General features: G+C 70.6%; 14 protein-coding genes and 1 pseudogene. 8 read left to right on the forward strand and 7 right to left on the reverse strand.

Annotated features, from left to right (window positions below):
• The first annotated feature begins 35 nt into the window (after positions 1-35).
• The 3 genes and pseudogenes from IEZ15_RS21105 to IEZ15_RS21115 all read left to right on the forward strand — a co-directional run.
• On the forward strand, positions 36-686 hold the full coding sequence (locus IEZ15_RS21105) for a TetR/AcrR family transcriptional regulator (RefSeq protein ID WP_189278900.1): 651 nt from the start codon (positions 36-38) through the stop codon (positions 684-686).
• A complete protein-coding gene (locus IEZ15_RS21110) occupies positions 683-1603 on the forward strand; it encodes an alpha/beta fold hydrolase (RefSeq protein ID WP_189278901.1) in 921 nt (306 codons plus the stop codon). Before IEZ15_RS21105 ends, IEZ15_RS21110 begins: the two co-directional genes overlap by 4 nt.
• Before the next feature lie 257 nt (positions 1604-1860).
• Positions 1861-2028, forward strand: a pseudogene (locus IEZ15_RS21115) (MerR family DNA-binding transcriptional regulator); the annotation flags it as partial.
• Positions 2029-2047: 19 nt separating this feature from the next.
• Here IEZ15_RS21115 and IEZ15_RS21120 read toward each other — a convergent pair.
• Genes IEZ15_RS21120 through IEZ15_RS21130 form a run of 3 tightly spaced genes read right to left on the reverse strand, consistent with a single transcriptional unit; the run spans position 2048 to position 4763 of the window.
• Entirely contained in the window at positions 2048-2542 is a 495-nt protein-coding gene (locus tag IEZ15_RS21120; protein ID WP_189278903.1) for a GerMN domain-containing protein, read from the reverse strand.
• Positions 2539-4050: an ATP-binding protein gene (locus IEZ15_RS21125; RefSeq protein ID WP_229846019.1), complete on the reverse strand. Its 1512-nt coding sequence runs from the start codon at positions 4048-4050 to the stop codon at positions 2539-2541. The genes IEZ15_RS21120 and IEZ15_RS21125 overlap by 4 nt, the downstream gene beginning before the upstream one ends.
• Positions 4051-4070: 20 nt before the next feature.
• The gene (locus tag IEZ15_RS21130) at positions 4071-4763 is read right to left on the reverse strand and encodes a response regulator (RefSeq protein ID WP_189278904.1); all 693 of its coding nucleotides are present in this window, start codon (positions 4761-4763) and stop codon (positions 4071-4073) included.
• A 135-nt stretch (positions 4764-4898) separates the two neighbouring features.
• Here IEZ15_RS21130 and IEZ15_RS21135 point away from each other — a divergent pair, with 135 nt between their 5' ends.
• From IEZ15_RS21135 to IEZ15_RS21155, 5 genes are all read left to right on the forward strand, one after another.
• Positions 4899-5552 (forward strand): hypothetical protein, encoded by a 654-nt coding sequence (locus IEZ15_RS21135; RefSeq protein WP_189278905.1) that lies wholly within the window; start codon positions 4899-4901, stop codon positions 5550-5552.
• A complete protein-coding gene (locus IEZ15_RS21140) occupies positions 5549-6625 on the forward strand; it encodes a peptidoglycan-binding protein (RefSeq protein ID WP_189278906.1) in 1077 nt (358 codons plus the stop codon). Before IEZ15_RS21135 ends, IEZ15_RS21140 begins: the two co-directional genes overlap by 4 nt.
• The gene (locus IEZ15_RS21145; protein ID WP_189278907.1) at positions 6622-7347 is read left to right on the forward strand and encodes an ABC transporter ATP-binding protein; all 726 of its coding nucleotides are present in this window, start codon (positions 6622-6624) and stop codon (positions 7345-7347) included. The genes IEZ15_RS21140 and IEZ15_RS21145 overlap by 4 nt, the downstream gene beginning before the upstream one ends.
• The gene (locus tag IEZ15_RS21150; protein WP_114247621.1) at positions 7344-8537 is read left to right on the forward strand and encodes an ABC transporter permease; all 1194 of its coding nucleotides are present in this window, start codon (positions 7344-7346) and stop codon (positions 8535-8537) included. The genes IEZ15_RS21145 and IEZ15_RS21150 overlap by 4 nt, the downstream gene beginning before the upstream one ends.
• 112 nt (positions 8538-8649) lie before the next feature.
• Positions 8650-9207 (forward strand): DinB family protein, encoded by a 558-nt coding sequence (locus IEZ15_RS21155; protein WP_189278908.1) that lies wholly within the window; start codon positions 8650-8652, stop codon positions 9205-9207.
• Positions 9208-9251: 44 nt separating this feature from the next.
• On the opposite strand, the gene IEZ15_RS21160 is transcribed toward IEZ15_RS21155, so the two are convergent.
• The 4 genes from IEZ15_RS21160 to IEZ15_RS21175 all read right to left on the reverse strand — a co-directional run bounded on the left by IEZ15_RS21160 (position 9252) and on the right by IEZ15_RS21175 (position 15584).
• Positions 9252-9647: a GntR family transcriptional regulator gene (locus IEZ15_RS21160; RefSeq protein WP_114247622.1), complete on the reverse strand. Its 396-nt coding sequence runs from the start codon at positions 9645-9647 to the stop codon at positions 9252-9254.
• Positions 9648-9700: 53 nt separating this feature from the next.
• On the reverse strand, positions 9701-10678 hold the full coding sequence (locus IEZ15_RS21165) for an ABC-2 membrane transporter-related protein (protein ID WP_189278909.1): 978 nt from the start codon (positions 10676-10678) through the stop codon (positions 9701-9703).
• Positions 10675-11619, reverse strand: a complete 945-nt coding sequence (locus IEZ15_RS21170; RefSeq protein WP_189278910.1) for an ABC transporter ATP-binding protein — start codon at positions 11617-11619, stop codon at positions 10675-10677. The genes IEZ15_RS21165 and IEZ15_RS21170 overlap by 4 nt, the downstream gene beginning before the upstream one ends.
• 218 nt (positions 11620-11837) lie before the next feature.
• On the reverse strand, positions 11838-15584 hold the full coding sequence (locus IEZ15_RS21175; RefSeq protein ID WP_189278911.1) for a S8 family serine peptidase: 3747 nt from the start codon (positions 15582-15584) through the stop codon (positions 11838-11840).
• Between the last annotated feature and the right edge of the window lie 258 nt (positions 15585-15842).

Here is a 15842-nt window from a genome sequence, read left to right on the forward strand (position 1 = left end):
TGCTGTTTCGTTACGCGTATCGATATGGTGACGGCATGGTGGTCGAGAAGGCAAGTACTCCGAAGAACGGCCGTCCCCGGGCGGTCACGCTCGACGCGATCCTGGACGCGGCGACCGAGATCGCCGACGACCGCGGTCTCGACGCGGTGACCTTCCGCGTGGTGGCCGACCGGCTGGGTGTGTCACCGATGGCGATCCACCGCACGACGGGCGGCATCGACGCGCTCCAGCACGCGCTGGTGTCCCGGATCGTCGGCGAGGTGACCCGGTCCGTGCACTGGCCGGGCGACTGGCGCGGCGTCGTCCGGCTGTTCGCGGACACGCTCCACGACCTGCTCATGCGGCACCCCGTCATCCTTGAGGCGCACCGCCGCGCCTCCCTCGTCGGGCCCGGCGCGGACGATGTCGCACTGCGGGTCGTCGATGCGCTGCGGACCGCGGGACTCGACGAGGAGGGCGCCGTGTACGCGTACGGTGCCCTGCACGACTTCGTCACCGGCCATGTGGCGATCCGTCTCGGCCGCGGCGATCCGGAACAGCTCCGACTCCCGCCCGAGCGCCGGGCCATGTCGGTGTTCGCCGACCACCACGACTACGACCGTCGGTTCGCCTACGGCCTCGACCTCGTCATCGGCGGGATCGCCGCCGCTGCCGCCGCCCCCGTATCGCATGAGGAGCAGAGATGACCCCCTCCGTGCAGGATCTGCCCGAGACGGTCCGTCTGACGGCCCCCGGCGGGCGCCGTATCGCGTACTGCTCGTACGGGGACCCCGCCGCCCCGCCCGTGATCGTGCTCCACGGCACCCCGGGCAGCCGTTTCGAGGGGGTCGCACTGCGGCAGGCGGCCACGGACGCGGGCCTTCATCTGGTCTGCCCGGACCGTCCCGGATACGGCGAGACCGATCCCGTGCCCGGCCGGGGCTTCCACCGCTGGAACGGCGACTTCGTGACCCTGCTCGACCACCTCGGCCATGAACGGGCACCGCTCGTGGCGATCTCGGGCGGCGGCGGATACGCGCTGTCCGCCGCCCAGACGCACCCCGAGCGGGTGACGAAGCTGATCCTCGCGTGCGCCGCCGTCCCCGGAGCACCCCGACAGGCGTACGCACGCCGGATCCCGATCGTGAAGTGGCTGGACCGGCTGGTGCGCTGGGCCCCGGTGATCGCCCGGCCGATGCTCGCGGGGACGGGGATCTTCAAGCGCATGAAAAGCCGTGAGCCGCACCTCGACGCCTGGCCGCTCGCCGACCAACTGATCATGAAAGAACCGGAGTTCCAGGAGCTGTCGGATCTGGACACCACCGAGGCCCGGCGCCAGGGCATGGACGCGGCCATGGCCGATCTCGCCGGATACTCCCGCCCGCTGCCGGACCCGCTGAACTCGATCTCCGTACCGACCGTCTTCATCCACGGCGAGGCGGACGGCAACGTCCCCATCGAGGTGGCGCGTTGGGCGCACGCGCAGATCGACGGCGCCGCTCTGCGCACCGTTCCCGACGGCGGACACCTGTTCCTCCTCGCGGACCCGGACCCGCTCCTGCGGGAACTGACCGGCCCGCATCGCGGCGTAACGGTCGTGAAAGGAGATGGCGGGCAGCACTGACGATCCCCCTCTCCTGCCGGTGTGCTCGTCAGAGTCCATGCGGGGGCCGTGCACGGCGACGGGGTCCGTGCGGTGGATCACACCGTCGGCCGGTATCGCATGGCAGCGGAGTCCGCGGACCGTTTGGGCCGGTGGACGTGGCCGGCCCAGGAGGTGCCGCGCGGAGCGCACTTGCTGAGGCGCATTTGAGCGTTCTGGCGTGGCCGGCACGACGGCGATCGACAGCACCCCCGTGAAGTCCCCGCCCCTGGACGTTCGTGGCCCCTTCACGGCCCGACGGCCAGGACCGCTGCACGATCAGCGAGGTCGTCCTGTTCATCGGGCTCAGGGCTCACGCTCTGCGCTGGTACGAGCAGATCGGTCCGATGTCGCAGGTGGAGCGGTCGCACGCCGGCCGGCGCCGCTTCAGCAACAGGGACCTGGAGGTTAACTTGCTTGCCCGCCTCACGTGTTGAGGAACTCCGCGCACCGGTAGGGGCCCAGCGCGGCACCTTCGGACGGCCGCAGGGTGACCTCGACGTCGTCGGTCCTGACCTTCGGGTCGAGTACGGACTGGGCGCGCGCCAGCGTGCACACCAGCTGGCCCGTACCCTGGTCGCGTCCCGACTCCGCATAGGGGCCGTCGAGGCGCACCGTGACGCGGATGCCCGTCCCGGTCACCGAGAAGCCGGGGAGCTGGACAAGAGAGGTGAGTCCGTCGCGCTGCTCGGCGGGCGGCGGACCCGACAGGAGCAGCTTCACCACCGAGTTGAGGTCCTTGACATCCTTGTCGAGCAGGGGCACTCCGCGCAGCCCACCGGCGGACGCGTAGTACAGCCGCATGCCGCGCGTCAGCCCGGACGCGGGCTCGCCCGCGCCTATCACTCCGGTCGGCTGGACGCCGCAGCCCACGAGAGCGATCCCCAGCGCGGCGACCACGACCCCTTGTGCGACCTTCACTCCGTGTCCTCTCCTGTACGTCGCAGGGGCAGCCGCAGCGTGAACACGGCGCCGCGCCGCGGTCCATCGGCCACGTCGATCGTGCCGCCGTGCAGCCGTGCGTTCTCCAGTGCGATCGCCGTGCCGAGGCCGCTGCCCTGTCCGCTGTCGTCGGCCGCGCCACGCGTGCGGGCCGCGTCCGCCTTGTAGAACCGGTCGAAGACCCGCTCCCGAGCCCCCGGCGGCAGCCCGGGACCGTGGTCGGCGACCTCCAGCGTCACCCACTCCCCGTCCGCCTCGCGGGCCGTTGCGAGGGTCACGGTGACCGGCGGGGCTCCGTGCCGCAGCGCGTTGCCCACCAGGTTCGCGACGATCACGTCGATGCGGCGCCGGTCGATCACCGCCCGTACACCCTCATGGAGGTGCGTCTGCACCCGGTCCGTCCAGCCGCGCAGTGCCAGCGACGCCCGTACGGTGTCGGCGAGGTCCGTCTCGGCCGCGTTCAGCCGTACCGCCTTGGCGTCGAAGCGGGAGATCTCCATCAGGTCCTCGACCAGCCGGGACAGCCGTGCCGTCTCCGCGCCGACGGCACGGGCCGCCCGCGCCGCGTCCGGTGGCAGCTGGTCGGCGTCCTCCTCCAGGACGGTCGCCACCATCGTCATCGCCGCGAGGGGCGTGCGCAGTTCGTGCGACACGTCCGCCACGAAGCGGCGTGCCTTCGCCTCCTGCACGCGCAGTTCCGCGTCGGAAGCCTGGAGCGCGTCGGCGGTTTCGTTGAACGTCCTTGCCAGGTCGGCGAGTTCGTCGTGCCCGGTGACGGCGACCCGGCTGCCGAGGTCTCCGGTCGCGAGCTCGCGGGTGGCCCGGCCCAGCTTCCGTACCGGACGAAGGACCGTCCCCGCGGCCAGCAGCGCCAGGACGGCGGCCAGCAGCACCACCGGCACGATGCCCGCCCGTACGGAGTCCAGCAGGGCGGCGGTGTCGTCGCGCTCGGCCCGCAGATCGCTGATCGCGAAGACCTCCAGGCCGGAGGTGCGGTGGTCCCCGTCGGCGAACGTGACGGGCGTGCCGACGACCAGGTAGGGCTCGCCCCGCCACTGCACCCGTTGGAACGCGGCGTCGTCGCCGGTCATGACGGCGCTGCGCAGCTCGACGGTGATCCGGCCCTCCGTCTCGGCCAGCGAGTCGGAGACCGCGGTGAGGTCCTGGTAGCGGGCGACCACGATCTTCCCGCCGATGCCCTCCGACACCTTCGCCGCGAACCGGGACAGCGTCCGCTGGTCGGGCGGTACGTCGAAGTCGGCGGCCACCGCGCCGACCCGCTCCCGGAAGTCGTTCACGGCCGCGTTCTGGGCGCGCTGGAGGACGGCGGTACGGGCGTCCCGGTAGGCGAGGGCGGTCGAGGTCACCGCGCTGATCAGAGCGACGACGACGAAGGTGACGACGAGCCGGACGCGCAGCCCGCCGACGAGCCGCCGGGAGCGCCGCTTCGAGGCGACGCCGCGCTTGCCCTTGTTTGTGCGCTTCACAGTGGCCCGATCTGTACGCTTCACAGTGGCCCGAAGCGGTAGCCGAAGCCCCGCACCGTCTGTACGTACCGCGGCTTCGCCGGTACGTCCTCGAGCTTGGCCCGCAGCCGTCCGACCGCCGCGTCCACCAGCCGGGAGTCGCCCAGGTAGGTGTGGTCCCAGACGGATTCGAGGAGCTGCTCGCGGCTGAAGACCCGGCCGGGCGCGGCAGACAGCTCCAGCAGCAGCCGCAGTTCGGTGGGCGGCAGCGCGACCGGTGTGCCGTTCTTGGTGACGGTCAGCCCGGCGCGGTCGATCACCAGCCCGGCGAGATCGGCGTCCGAACGCTGTCGTGCGGACGGCTCCGCACGGCGCAGGGCGGCCCGGATGCGGGCCTCCAGGACGGGCGCGGTGACCGGCTTGACGACGTAGTCGTCGGCGCCCGCCTCCAGGCCGGTCACGATGTCCGAGTCGTCGCCGCGCGCGGTCAGCATGATGACCGGCAGGGTCGCCGAGCGGGCGCGGATGCGGCGGCACACCTCGAAGCCGTCCATGCCGGGCAGCATCAGGTCCAGTACGGCCAGTTCGACCCGCGCGCCCCGCTCCCCGGCCAGCAGGGCAAGGGCCTGCTCGCCGGTGGCGGCGGTGTCCACTCCGTACCCGTGACGGCGCAGCACGAGCTCCATTCCGTCCCGTACGGACGCGTCGTCCTCGATGAGCAGTACATGCGGCATGAGGCCGATTATGGGCACACCGGGACCGTTTCCGGCTACTCCGTACGGGGGTGGACGCGCAGGTCGGGGGCACTGTTACGTTCTCATCATGTGGCCATGGACGGGCCATCATCTGCAGCGGCGAACGTGAAGCGCATGAGTTTCCTCAGGACGAACCCCCGCGCCACCGCCCGGCTGCGCCTGGCCACCCTCGTGGCCGTGCCCGTACTCGCCTTCTCCGTCGCCTGCGGAGGCGGTGACGACAGCGCCGGCGGAGCGAAGAAGGACGACGCGATCGCCGACGTACCCGACTCGCCGGCCGCGAGCGCCGCGAAGGGCGAGAGCAAGCCGAACACCCGGCCCGCGGGCAAGAGCGCCTTCTACGACGCCCAGATGAAGTACGTCCAGTGCATGCGCGTCAAGGGCGGCTACAAGGACTTCCCCGACCCCAAGCTCAGCGGGCACCTGGACTGGACGAAGATCGACGAGATCGGCTCCCAGCCCGGCCGCAACGAGGGCATCAAGGGCGGCAAGGACGGTGTCTGCGTCACCGAGTTGCAGGCCGCCATGACGGCCGAGCCCGAGCGCGACCAGCAGAAGGACTACGAGTCGATGCTCGCGCACGCCAAGTGCATGCGGGACAACGGCGTCTCCAAGTTCACCAACCCGACCATGAACGGCGGCAACGCCCAGCCGGGCGGCGACCCGAACCCGGCGTCCCCGTCCATCGACACGAAGTCGCCGTCGTACAAGCAGGCCCGCGAGGCGTGCAAGTCGAAGCTGCTCGACGGTCTGGACGGCATGCAGTGAAGCGCCGCACCGCCTTCCTCGCGCTCGGCGCGGTGACCGTCGCCGCCGCCGTCACCGGGGGAGTCCTGTTCCTCGGCGACGGCGGCGACGCGGGCGCCTCCGGGAGGGACGGCAATCTGCCGCCCGCCACCGCGACCGTCGTACGCACCGACCTCGTGCAGTCCAAGACGGTCGACGGCAAGCTCGACTTCGCGCAGCGCCGCGCAGTCAAGTCCGCCGTCGAGGGCACCGTCACGGTGGCCGCATCCGAAGGGAAGACGCTGACCATGGGGCAGGCACTGTACGAGCTGAACGACAAGCCCGTCACCCTCCTCTACGGGCCGGTCCCGATGTTCCGCGAGATGAAGGCGGGCGACCGGGGCAGCGACGTGCTCCAGCTGGAGCGCAATCTGCGCGACCTGGGGTACGGAGCGAACCTCTACGTCGACGCGCGGTACGACGAGAACACCGAGGCCGCCGTCAAGCAGTGGCAGAAGTCGCTGAACCGTGAGACCACCGGCAAGGTCGGCAAGGGCGATGTCGTCTTCCAGCCCGACCGGGTCAAGGTCGTCACCGCGGACGCGGCGCTCGCCGACCAGGTCGGCCCGGACACGCCCGTACTGACGGTCGCCTCCACCAAGCCGGTCGTCCGCGCGCAGCTCGACCAGGGCGACGGCGCGCTCACCTCCCGGGGCACCAAGGTCGAGGTCACCCTGCCGAGCGGGAAGACGGCGACCGGCAAGGTGGCCCGGACGGTGCGCCCCGAGGCGTCCGCCGGGGCGAGCGATGCCGCGCAGAACGGCATCACCGTCGAGGTCGTCCTGGACGGCGGGGTGAGCGCCGCGTCCGGCGAGGACGCCAAGGCGTCGGCGAGCGTGAAGTTCGTCAGCGAGGCGCGCGAGGGAGTCCTCGCGGTCCCCGTCGAGGCGGTCGTCGCCCTGCGCGGCGAGAACGGCGGCTACGGCCTCCAGGTCGTCCAGGGCGCCACCTCGAAGATGGTGCGGGTGGAGACGGGCATGACCGCCGACGGGCAGATCGAGGTCAGCGGCCCGGAAGTGCGCGAGGGCCTGAAGGTCGGAGTGGCGAAGTCATGACGGTCTCATCGGACGCGGTGATCGAACTGCGGGACGCCACCAAGTCGTACCCCGGCGGCGTCCACGCCCTGCGCAGAGTGAACCTCACCGTCGAAGAGGGCGAGCTGCTCGCCGTCGTCGGCCCGTCCGGCTCCGGCAAGTCCACGATGCTCAACGTCATGGGCACCCTCGACAAGCCCACCACGGGCACCGTCCGGGTCGCCGGGTACGACGTGTCCGAGCTCTCCGACTCCCGGCTCTCCGCACTGCGCGCCCGCCACATCGGCTTCGTGTTCCAGCACTTCCACCTGGCGGCGGGGCGCGACGCGGTGGACAACGTCGCCGACGGGCTGCTGTACGCGGGTGTACCGCTGAAGGAACGGCGCACGCGTGCGCGGGAAGCGCTCGCCAAGGTCCGGCTGGACCACCGCTGCTCGCACACGCCGAACGAGCTGTCCGGCGGTGAGAAGCAGCGCGTGGCCATCGCCCGTGCCCTGGTGGGAGACCCCCGGCTGCTGCTGGCGGACGAACCGACCGGGGCGCTGGACACCGCGTCCGGCGAGATCGTCATGGAGCTGCTGCACGAGCTGAACGCGTCCGGCACCACCATCTGCGTGATCACCCACGACAACGAGATCGCGGACTCGCTGCCGCGCCGGGTCCGCTTCAAGGACGGCGAGATCGTCTCGGACGCGCGCTCCGGCGCGCGCTCCGCCTCCCGTACGGAAGAGGTCGGTTCATGAAGCACGACCTCAAGCCCTCCCGCCTCTGCGCCCGCGACATCCTCCGCGTCGGTGCGGTCGGCCTTCGCGCCCGTCGCGCGCGCGTGGTGCTCTCGGCGCTCGGCATCGCCATCGGTATCGCGACCATGGTCGCGGTCGTCGGCCTGTCCGAGTCGAGCCGCGCGGACCTGATGGCCCAGCTCGACCGCCTCGGCACCAACCTCCTCACCGCCGAGGCGGGTGAGGACCCCATGGGGCAGCCGATCAAGCTCCCCAAGAACGCGGTCGCGATGGTCGAGCGCGTCGGCCCGGTGCAGCACGCCACGGCCACCGCCGACGTCGACGCCCGCATCCGCCGCAGCGACGTGGTCCCCGAGGAGCGCACCGCAGGCGTCACCACCCAGGCGGCCCGCATCGACCTGCTGTCCGCGCTCGGCGGCGAGGTCGACAAGGGCGTCTGGCTGAATCCGGTCGGCGAACGCCTCCCGACGACGGTCCTCGGCGCGGTGGCGGCGGACCGCCTCGGTATCACCCGCACCGGCGAGACGATCATGATGAACGACACGCGCGTGGTCGTCGTGGGCATCCTCAAACCGCTCGAACTGGTCCCCAACCTGGACCGGGTGGCCATGGTCGGATTCCCCGCCGCCGAGCGTTACTTCGGCTTCGACGGCCACCCCACCACCATCTTCGAGCGCTCCACGGACGCTTCGGTGGAGGATGTGAGGGCGGTCCTGGCCCGCACCATCAGCCCCGGCAACGAGGCGGGCGTCAAGGTCTCCCGCCCCTCGGACGCGCTGGCCGCCAAGGCCGCCACCGACGAGGGCCTGACGACCCTGATGCTCGGCCTGGGCGCGGTGGCCCTCCTGGTCGGCGGTGTGGGTGTCGCCAACACCATGGTCATCTCGGTCCTGGAGCGCCGCCAGGAGATCGGCCTGCGCCGCTCACTGGGCGCCACCCGGGGCGCTATCCGACTCCAGTTCCTGACCGAGTCGCTACTGCTGTCGGCGCTGGGCGGGGCGACGGGCGCGCTGCTGGGCGCGGTGGCGACGTACGGCTTCGCGCAGGTCCAGGGGTGGATGGCGGTGGTCCCGCTCTGGTCCCTGGCGGGCGGCCTGGCCGCCACCCTCCTGATCGGCGTGGTCGCGGGCCTCTACCCGGCGATCCGCGCCTCCCGTCTCCACCCGACGGTGGCTCTGAACGCGACGTGAGGCGGCGGCGTACGGGGTGCCCTCTTGAGGTGGCGCCCCGTACGCCCCACTTGCCCCACGCCGAACGGGCGTGGCCTCCAGCAGCGTCGCGGCCGGTGTGAGGATGGCTGCCATGACATGGACCGCACCCCGCATCGAACGTACGACAGCCGACGGCGACCAGCTGAACGTCCCGAGCACCGCGGACGAGCGAGCCATGCTGGAGGGCTGGCTCCGATGGCACAGGGAGACGCTGCTCACCAAGTGCGCCGGACTCGACCCGGCGCAGCTGGCGCACACCGCCGCCGAACCGTCGAACCTCACTCTCCTCGGCCTGGTACGGCACATGGCGGAGATCGAACGCTGGTGGTTCCGGCGGAGTTTCGCGGGTGAGCCGATCGATGACGTCTTCACCGGCCTGGATGACGGGGACGAAGGCATCGACGGCGTCGACGCAGCGTACGCGGAACGCGATTTCGCCGCGTACCGCGCCGAGGTCGAGGCGTGCGAGGCCGCCGTGGCGGGGCGCGGTCTCGACGAGACATTCATGTCGACGACCCGTGGCAGGTCCGTCAGCCTTCGCTGGGTGTATCTGGTGATGATCCAGGAGTACGCCCGCCACAACGGCCACGCGGACCTGCTGCGCGAACGCACCGACGGCGCCACGGGCGACTACCCGGCGCTGGGGTGAGCGCGGTTTCGTACTCCTCGCACCGAGGAGTACGAAACCGCCCCTCAGCCGTCCGTCCCGGACGGATACACCGCCGCATGGGCCGAGCGGAACAGGGCGGTGACCTCCTGGCCGCTGAGACCCTGAGACCGCGCCTCGTCCAGCCACTGGGCGAGCGAGGCGCGCAACGGGGAGTCGGGTTCCTCCTGGGCCGGGGCGAGGGACCGGGTGATGAAGGTGCCCGCTCCCTGCCGGACCTCGGCCAGGCCCGCGCGCTCCAGCTCACGGTACGCCTTGAGGGTCGTGTTCGGGTTGACCTTGGTCTCCGCCGCGACCTGCGCGGCCGTGGGCAGCCTGTCGCCCTCCTCCAGGGCACCCATCCGCAGAGCCTGTTCGACCTGGCGCACGATCTGGAGGTACGTCGCCACTCCGCTGCGTCTGTCGATCCGGAATACGACCACGTCTTCACCTCCCTTTGAACTGCCGAAACGATACGTACCTGCGGCGGTTTGTCCTAAAGGGGGCTCCGGGACACCCGCCACAGGGTGAACACGGTCAGCACGGCGGTGGCCGCGACGAGGATGCCCGCCCCGGTCCACTGCATGGCCGGCATCTGGTCGTAACCGAGGTACTCGACGACGTTGTTGACGATGCCGTGCTCCTTGATGCAGGCGTCCGAGGCCGCTTCGGTGGTCTTGGCGCACAGCCCCCAGCCGTAGAGATGGCCGTCGGCGGAGCCGATCCAGCGGTCAAGCTCGAGCGACTCGTTCAGCCGTGCGGGCATGTCGCCGTCGAGCGGGTAGGTGAGCATGCGTGACGGCGCGAGATATGCGCGCATCTCGCCCCAGACGACCTCGACGATCGCGGCGAAGACGAACGTGACCAGCATGGAAGCGAGGACACGCCGCAGCAGCAGGCCGATGGTGATGCCGGCGGCGGTCAGGAAGAGGCAGAGCGCGGGCAGCACCGGACCGGTGTTGTCGAAGACCGGCCCCTCCGACCACGGACTGGAGAACACCGAACGGTAGGGCTTCCACCACCAGGTGAAGAACGCCGAGAGCACCGTGCCGGACACGACCACGGCCGCATAGCACCACAGGAGCTTTGTCGTCAGCCAGCGATGGCGGGACACGGACTGGGTGGTGACCAGCTGCGCGGTGCCGTGCTCCTGATCACCCGCGATCAGCGGGGCGCCGAGGAAGACGGCGAGGATCACGGGCAGCGCGCTCAGGGCCGTGACGGTGAGACTGAGTCCCGTCGTCGAGGCGACTGCCGGCTGCGCCAGCTCCTTCTCCGGCCAGCCCGCGGCTTCGAGCGTCTGGCCCATCCGGCCGTGCTGGTACGCGATCCAGATCGAGCCGAGGACCGTCACGGCGAGCACGGTGAGCAGTGCGGCCCGGTGCTGACGTACGACGAGCCAGTTCAGCCCGCGCAGCAGACGGGGTCCGGGCGCGCGTCCGGTTCGGGACGTCTCGGTCAGGGTGGCGCTCATGAGGTGTGGATCCCTTCGGCCTCGATACGGGCACCGGGTGTGAACAACGGGGGTGCGTCCGACGAGCGGAGATGCGCCAGCAGCACTTCCTCCAGGCTGGGTTCGGCGACCACCCAGTCACCCGACAGCGGGCCGTTCGGTCGCACCAGCGCGTGGAACTGCCTGCCCTGGACGCGGGCTTCGACCACCGTGTGGGGAGCCAGCAGGTCGGTCGGGTCACCGTCCCCGGCGAGTCCCGTCACCAGTGAGTGGGCCGGGACGAGCGCGTCCGCGTCGCCCGCCATCCGGATCCTGCCGTCGGCGAGAACCAGCAGGTAGTCGCACATGTCCTCCAGCTCGGACAGCATGTGCGAGGACATCACCACCGTGGTGCCGCGCTCCACGGCCTCCGACATCAGGAGGGTGCTCATGTCATGGCGGGCCAGCGGATCGAGGTCGGACATCGGCTCGTCGAGCAGCAGCAGGTCGGGCCGCTTGCCGAAGGCGAGCGCGAACGCGACACGGGTGCGCTGACCACCGGAGAGAGTGCCGACACGGGCGTGCATCGGCACCTGGCCCGACCGTACGATCCGCTCCGCCGCGGCCATGTCCCAGCCGGGGTTGAGCTCGCTGCCCAGACGCAGCGTCTCCGCCACCGTGAACCGCTTGAACAGCGGTTTGTCCTGCCCGAGGAACGCGAATCTCGGCATTGCCGCGGGATCGTCCACCGGCACGCCGAAGATCTGGAGTTCACCCTCTGTCGGCTGCACCTGCCGGGTCGCGAGTCCCAACAGGGTGCTCTTGCCCGCGCCGTTGGGGCCGACGAGACCGCAGATCCGCCCGGCCGGCAGCCGGAACGAGCAGTCGCGCAGCGCCCAGCCGCGACGGTAGCGCTTACCCAGGCCGCGGGCCTCCAGCGCCCATGCGCCGGACGCGCCGCCCGGAGTGAATGCGTCTGCCATGCACTTCGCCTCAATTCCATTAGTCAATTAATGGAATCATGGTCTTGGTGAAGGAGGGCTGTCAAGGAGGCGCCGCCGGGTCCGCGCGACCCGGGGCGCAGGTGTGTCTGGAATGCACCTGTTCGGGGTGTGGGGCGCTTTCGACCGGAAGAGTGCGCCCCTGGCACAAGGGCGTGCCTTGTGCCAGGGGCGCGGTCAGGGAAGGGATGCCGTGCGGGTCAGCGAATGGCGTAGGCCTTGATCAGGGTCTGCTCGATCTTGCTGCCGTTGGTGTCCTGTGCCTTGACGCGCAGGGACACGTGGCCCGAATCCGGGTTGCTCACGGACACCTTGTAGCTGCCGTCGCTCTTGCTCTTGACCTTCGCGGGCTGCCAGGTGGCACCGTCGTCGGAGGACGCCTCCACCTCGACCCCGTCGATGTCCGGGGTGGCGCCGTTCTGGAGGAGGAACGCCAGGTCGAAGTGGTAGGTCTTGCCGCCCTTGGCGGTGTTCTCCGCGTCCAGGTCCAGGCCGTACCTCGGCCAGAGCAGCGCCAGGTCCTCCTTGCCGTTCGCCGGCCGGGCGGACTTGAACGTCCAGGCGGTGCTGGCCTTCGTGGACAGCGGGAACCACGCCGGGCGCTGGGTGTCCAGGGTGATCCGGTAGGTCGCCGGGTCGGGGCTGACCGGCAGCGTGGTCAGCGAGAGCCGCGGCACCTCCTTGAGGAGCTTCCCGTCCTGGTACAGCCGCACCGTCCGCTTGTCGGCTTCGTGTTCGAAGAAGCCGGCGTGCCCCTGGCTGTCACCCATCTCCGGGACGGTGAGGGTGATGTTGTCACCCTCACGGACCGCCTGGCTGGCCTTCGGTCCGGCCGGGCCGTTCGCCGCGCCCAGCCAGGTCTCCTTGCGCTGCTCGCCCGGCTGGTAGGTGCGGAGTACGTCCCTCATCATGCGGGAGTTGTCGGCGCGGTCCGGGTAGATCCTGTGCCACCACCGTATGTCCTTCATCGTCGGGTGCTTGCTGCCGGTGGAGTACCACTCCTCCCGGTCCACCGGCGCGTCGAAGGAGTCGTAGATGTCGGTGAGGAGGGCATCGTTCAGGCGGACCGCCGAGACGACGTCGCCGATCACGCTGCCCTTGGCGTTGCGGTAGTCGGACTTCACCACGGCCGAGTTCTCCGCGGTGACCGCGTCGACGGGGTCGGCCGGAATCCTGTCGGGAACCATCATCGCGATGTTGTACACCTGGGGAACACCTGTGGTGCCCTTCAGGCTGATGCGGGTGGGGCCGTCGGCTATCCGGCCGAGGAGCCCCGCGCCCTCGTCCTGAGTGAGGGACCAGGCCGGGATGGTAGTGCCGGTGGCGCGCGGCACGATGGTGGCGAAGGGGCCGGGCCGGTCGTTGACGATGATCACTGCCTTCGCGCCGGCACCGGCGACCGCGGTGATCTGGTCGATGGACTTCCGGGTGGCATCGCGGGTGACGACCGCGAGCTTGCCACCGAGATCCTTGCCGGTCAGGTCCTCCGGCCGTGCCATGCCGGCGTCGACCGCCTGGAGCCTGCTCGTGCCGTACAGCCGGGCCGCATACACCACGGGCTCCAGCGGGAGCGTGCGTTCCTGCCCCGCATAGGTGGCGCGGATCACCGGCGAGTACCTGCGCTGCTGGAAGTGGAACTCGAACGTGCCGAGCTCCACCGGCTTGGTGGGCACCACATAGGCGTGGTCCCAGAGCGGGCTGAACGCGCCCTTCAAGAAGTCGATTCCCCGCTTTCCGGGGAGCTGCTGACGGTACCCGAGCTTGGAGCCGCCCGTCGCCTCGGACTCCTTGGGGGTCGCGACCTTGACCTCCTTGCCCAGCCGGGCATCCAGCGTGACCGTCCGTGCCGCCTTCAGCTCCACCACGGGCTCACCGGCGAGAGTGTAGTCCGTGACCTGGGACGAGGCCTCGTCCCTGGTGTGTACGACACCCATGACGGAGTAGCGTCCCTGCGGCACGGCGACCCTCTTGGTCCCGTCCTGGGGGAAGACCTGCTGGACAGCCCCCGTGTCCAGGTTGAACACCGCAACCTCGCCGGTCGCCGGGTTTCCGTGCCGGTCGATCGTGTTGAGCGTGAGGTCGACGGTGGGCACGTCCTTCGTGGCGCCGACGGTGGTGCGGATCGCGGTGCCGTCGGGCGCGGTGGCGGTGATGATGCCGGTGTAGTCGCCCACGGCGCCGAGCTCGGGGTGGTAGGTCACCGTCACGCTCGCGGTGGAGTTCGCCGGGACCGTCACGCTGTTGGCGCTGAGCGTGAACATGCCGTCCGGCGGGGGTGCCGTCTCCCCGAGGCTGAACAGGCGGAGCGACAGCGTGGTGTCCGCCGCGGAGGTGTTGACGTAGTCGATCGTCTTGGTGACCGGCGCGCTCTCGGCCGACTTCTTGCCCATGCTGACGACGGCGGGGCTGGAGTACGTCGTGGCGTCGATCGCCTTGGGCACGTCGACGCGGCCGTTACCGCCCTGGTAGGCGTTGTACGAGCCCTGCTTGGCGGTGCTGACCAGCACCTGCTTGAGCCGGTCGGCGGACCAGTCGGGGTGGCGCTGGACGAGGATCGCTGCTGCGCCGGACACGTGCGGGGTGGCCATCGAGGTGCCGTTGGCCGCCGTGTAGTTGGCGTCGACCGGGGTGCCCATCGTGGTGCCGGCGGCGCGGGCGGCGACGATGTCCACGCCCGGTGCGGTGATCTCCGGCTTGACCGCGAAGGTGTCCTTGAGCGGTCCGCGGCTGGAGAAGTTCGCGAGCTGGTCCTGCTTGGACACCGCGCCGACGGTCAGCGCGGCGTCGGCGGCACCCGGCGAGCCCACGGTCGACTTGCCCGGGCCCGTGTTGCCGGCCGCGATGACGAACAGCGCACCGGAGGACGCGGTGAGCTGGTTGACGGCCTCGCTGATCGGGTCGGTGCCGTCACTGGGGGCCACCGTGCCCAGGCTCATGCTGACGACGTCCGCACCCTGGGCCACCGCCCATTCCATGCCGGCGATGATTCCCGACTGGGGGCCTTCACCGGCGCTGTTGAGGACCTTGCCGACGTACAGGTCGGCGCCCGGCGCCACGCCCTTGTACTTGCCGCCCGACGCGGCACCCGAGCCGGCGATGGTCGAGGCGACATGCGTGCCGTGACCGTGGTGGTCGACCGCATCGGGGTCGTCGGTGAAGTTCTGCGTCTCCTTCACCCGCCCCGCCACATCAGGGTGGTTGGGGTCGACACCGGTGTCGAGGACGGCCACCTTGGTGCCGGTGCCGTCGTAGCCCTTCGCCCACGCGTCTGGCGCACCGATCTGCGGCACACTCTGGTCCAGCGTCACCTGCACCGGCCGGTCGAGCCAGAGCTTCTTGATGCCATTGGCAAGCTTCGGCGCGGTCGTCGCGGCGGCGCTGTCGTCGTCGACCGCCTCCCAGAACGTCACCGCCTTCTTCTTGTTCGCGCGCAGTGCCACCGCGTTGGCGCTGGGCAGCTCGTCGTCCTTCACCGAACCGGCCGGCGCGGCCTGCTTGAGCGCCTTGCCCGCCTTGCCCGGCGCGCCCGAGAAGGTCGCCAGCAGCGGCACGGCGGGGCGGTGCGCGTCGTCGTAGCCGTACTCGACCAGCTTGGTGACGTTGAACAGCTCGCGGTCGAGCTCGTTCGCGGCAAGGTACGGCTGCGCTTTGTCCGGGATGACGTAGACCTCGTCGCCCACCTTGATGGAGGAGAACGCCGCCGGGGTGCCGTCGGGCGCGGGCGCGACCGTCGCCGCCTGCAAGCCGTTGGCGTGGCGCTCCAGCGTTACGACCTCGCCCGTGACGAGGGTGAGCGTGTGGGTGGCGACAACCGGGCCGTTCTGCTGCGTCTGGGCCGCCCGGGTGGCCGGCGATTCGGCGGCTGCGACGGCGGGGATGCCGAGCGTCCCGGCCACGCAGGCCGTGGCGACCAGCGCCGTGAGTGCCCGATGTGAGCGGTGTGGCAAGCGCCGGAGTATGGGGATGGTCAGGTGGACCGGGGGCCTGGATGCCCCAGCCGGCGGTGACTGTCTCATGCGGCAATGACCTTTTCTGAGGGGAGAATGCGCGCGGATACTACGCGGTTGCGGGGATTGCGCATCGCGCCGAATGGCTGCGATGAGCGTGGTGGGTGACGGCCGGTGCTGCTTCGGCCCGATCGGTGGTACAGCGCCGGGCGGCGAACGACGCGTCCCGCTGCTGCGGCAGTGACCTGGAACCGGTCG

Origin of the sequence: Streptomyces atratus (assembly GCF_014648655.1) — a bacterium.
GTDB classification, from domain to species: Bacteria; Actinomycetota; Actinomycetes; order Streptomycetales; family Streptomycetaceae; genus Streptomyces; species Streptomyces atratus.

Bases quoted from the DNA above. Each gene is read 5' to 3' on its own strand.
- IEZ15_RS21155 (WP_189278908.1), top strand. From the start codon at position 8,650: ATGACATGGACCGCACCCCGCATCGAACGTACGACAGCCGACGGCGAC.
- IEZ15_RS21165 (WP_189278909.1), bottom strand. From the start codon at position 10,678: ATGAGCGCCACCCTGACCGAGACGTCCCGAACCGGACGCGCGCCCGGA.
- IEZ15_RS21150 (WP_114247621.1), top strand. From the start codon at position 7,344: ATGAAGCACGACCTCAAGCCCTCCCGCCTCTGCGCCCGCGACATCCTC.
- IEZ15_RS21110 (WP_189278901.1), top strand. From the start codon at position 683: ATGACCCCCTCCGTGCAGGATCTGCCCGAGACGGTCCGTCTGACGGCC.
- IEZ15_RS21105 (WP_189278900.1), top strand. From the start codon at position 36: ATGGTGGTCGAGAAGGCAAGTACTCCGAAGAACGGCCGTCCCCGGGCG.
- IEZ15_RS21135 (WP_189278905.1), top strand. From the start codon at position 4,899: ATGAGTTTCCTCAGGACGAACCCCCGCGCCACCGCCCGGCTGCGCCTG.
- IEZ15_RS21170 (WP_189278910.1), bottom strand. From the start codon at position 11,619: ATGGCAGACGCATTCACTCCGGGCGGCGCGTCCGGCGCATGGGCGCTG.
- IEZ15_RS21145 (WP_189278907.1), top strand. From the start codon at position 6,622: ATGACGGTCTCATCGGACGCGGTGATCGAACTGCGGGACGCCACCAAG.
- IEZ15_RS21130 (WP_189278904.1), bottom strand. From the start codon at position 4,763: ATGCCGCATGTACTGCTCATCGAGGACGACGCGTCCGTACGGGACGGA.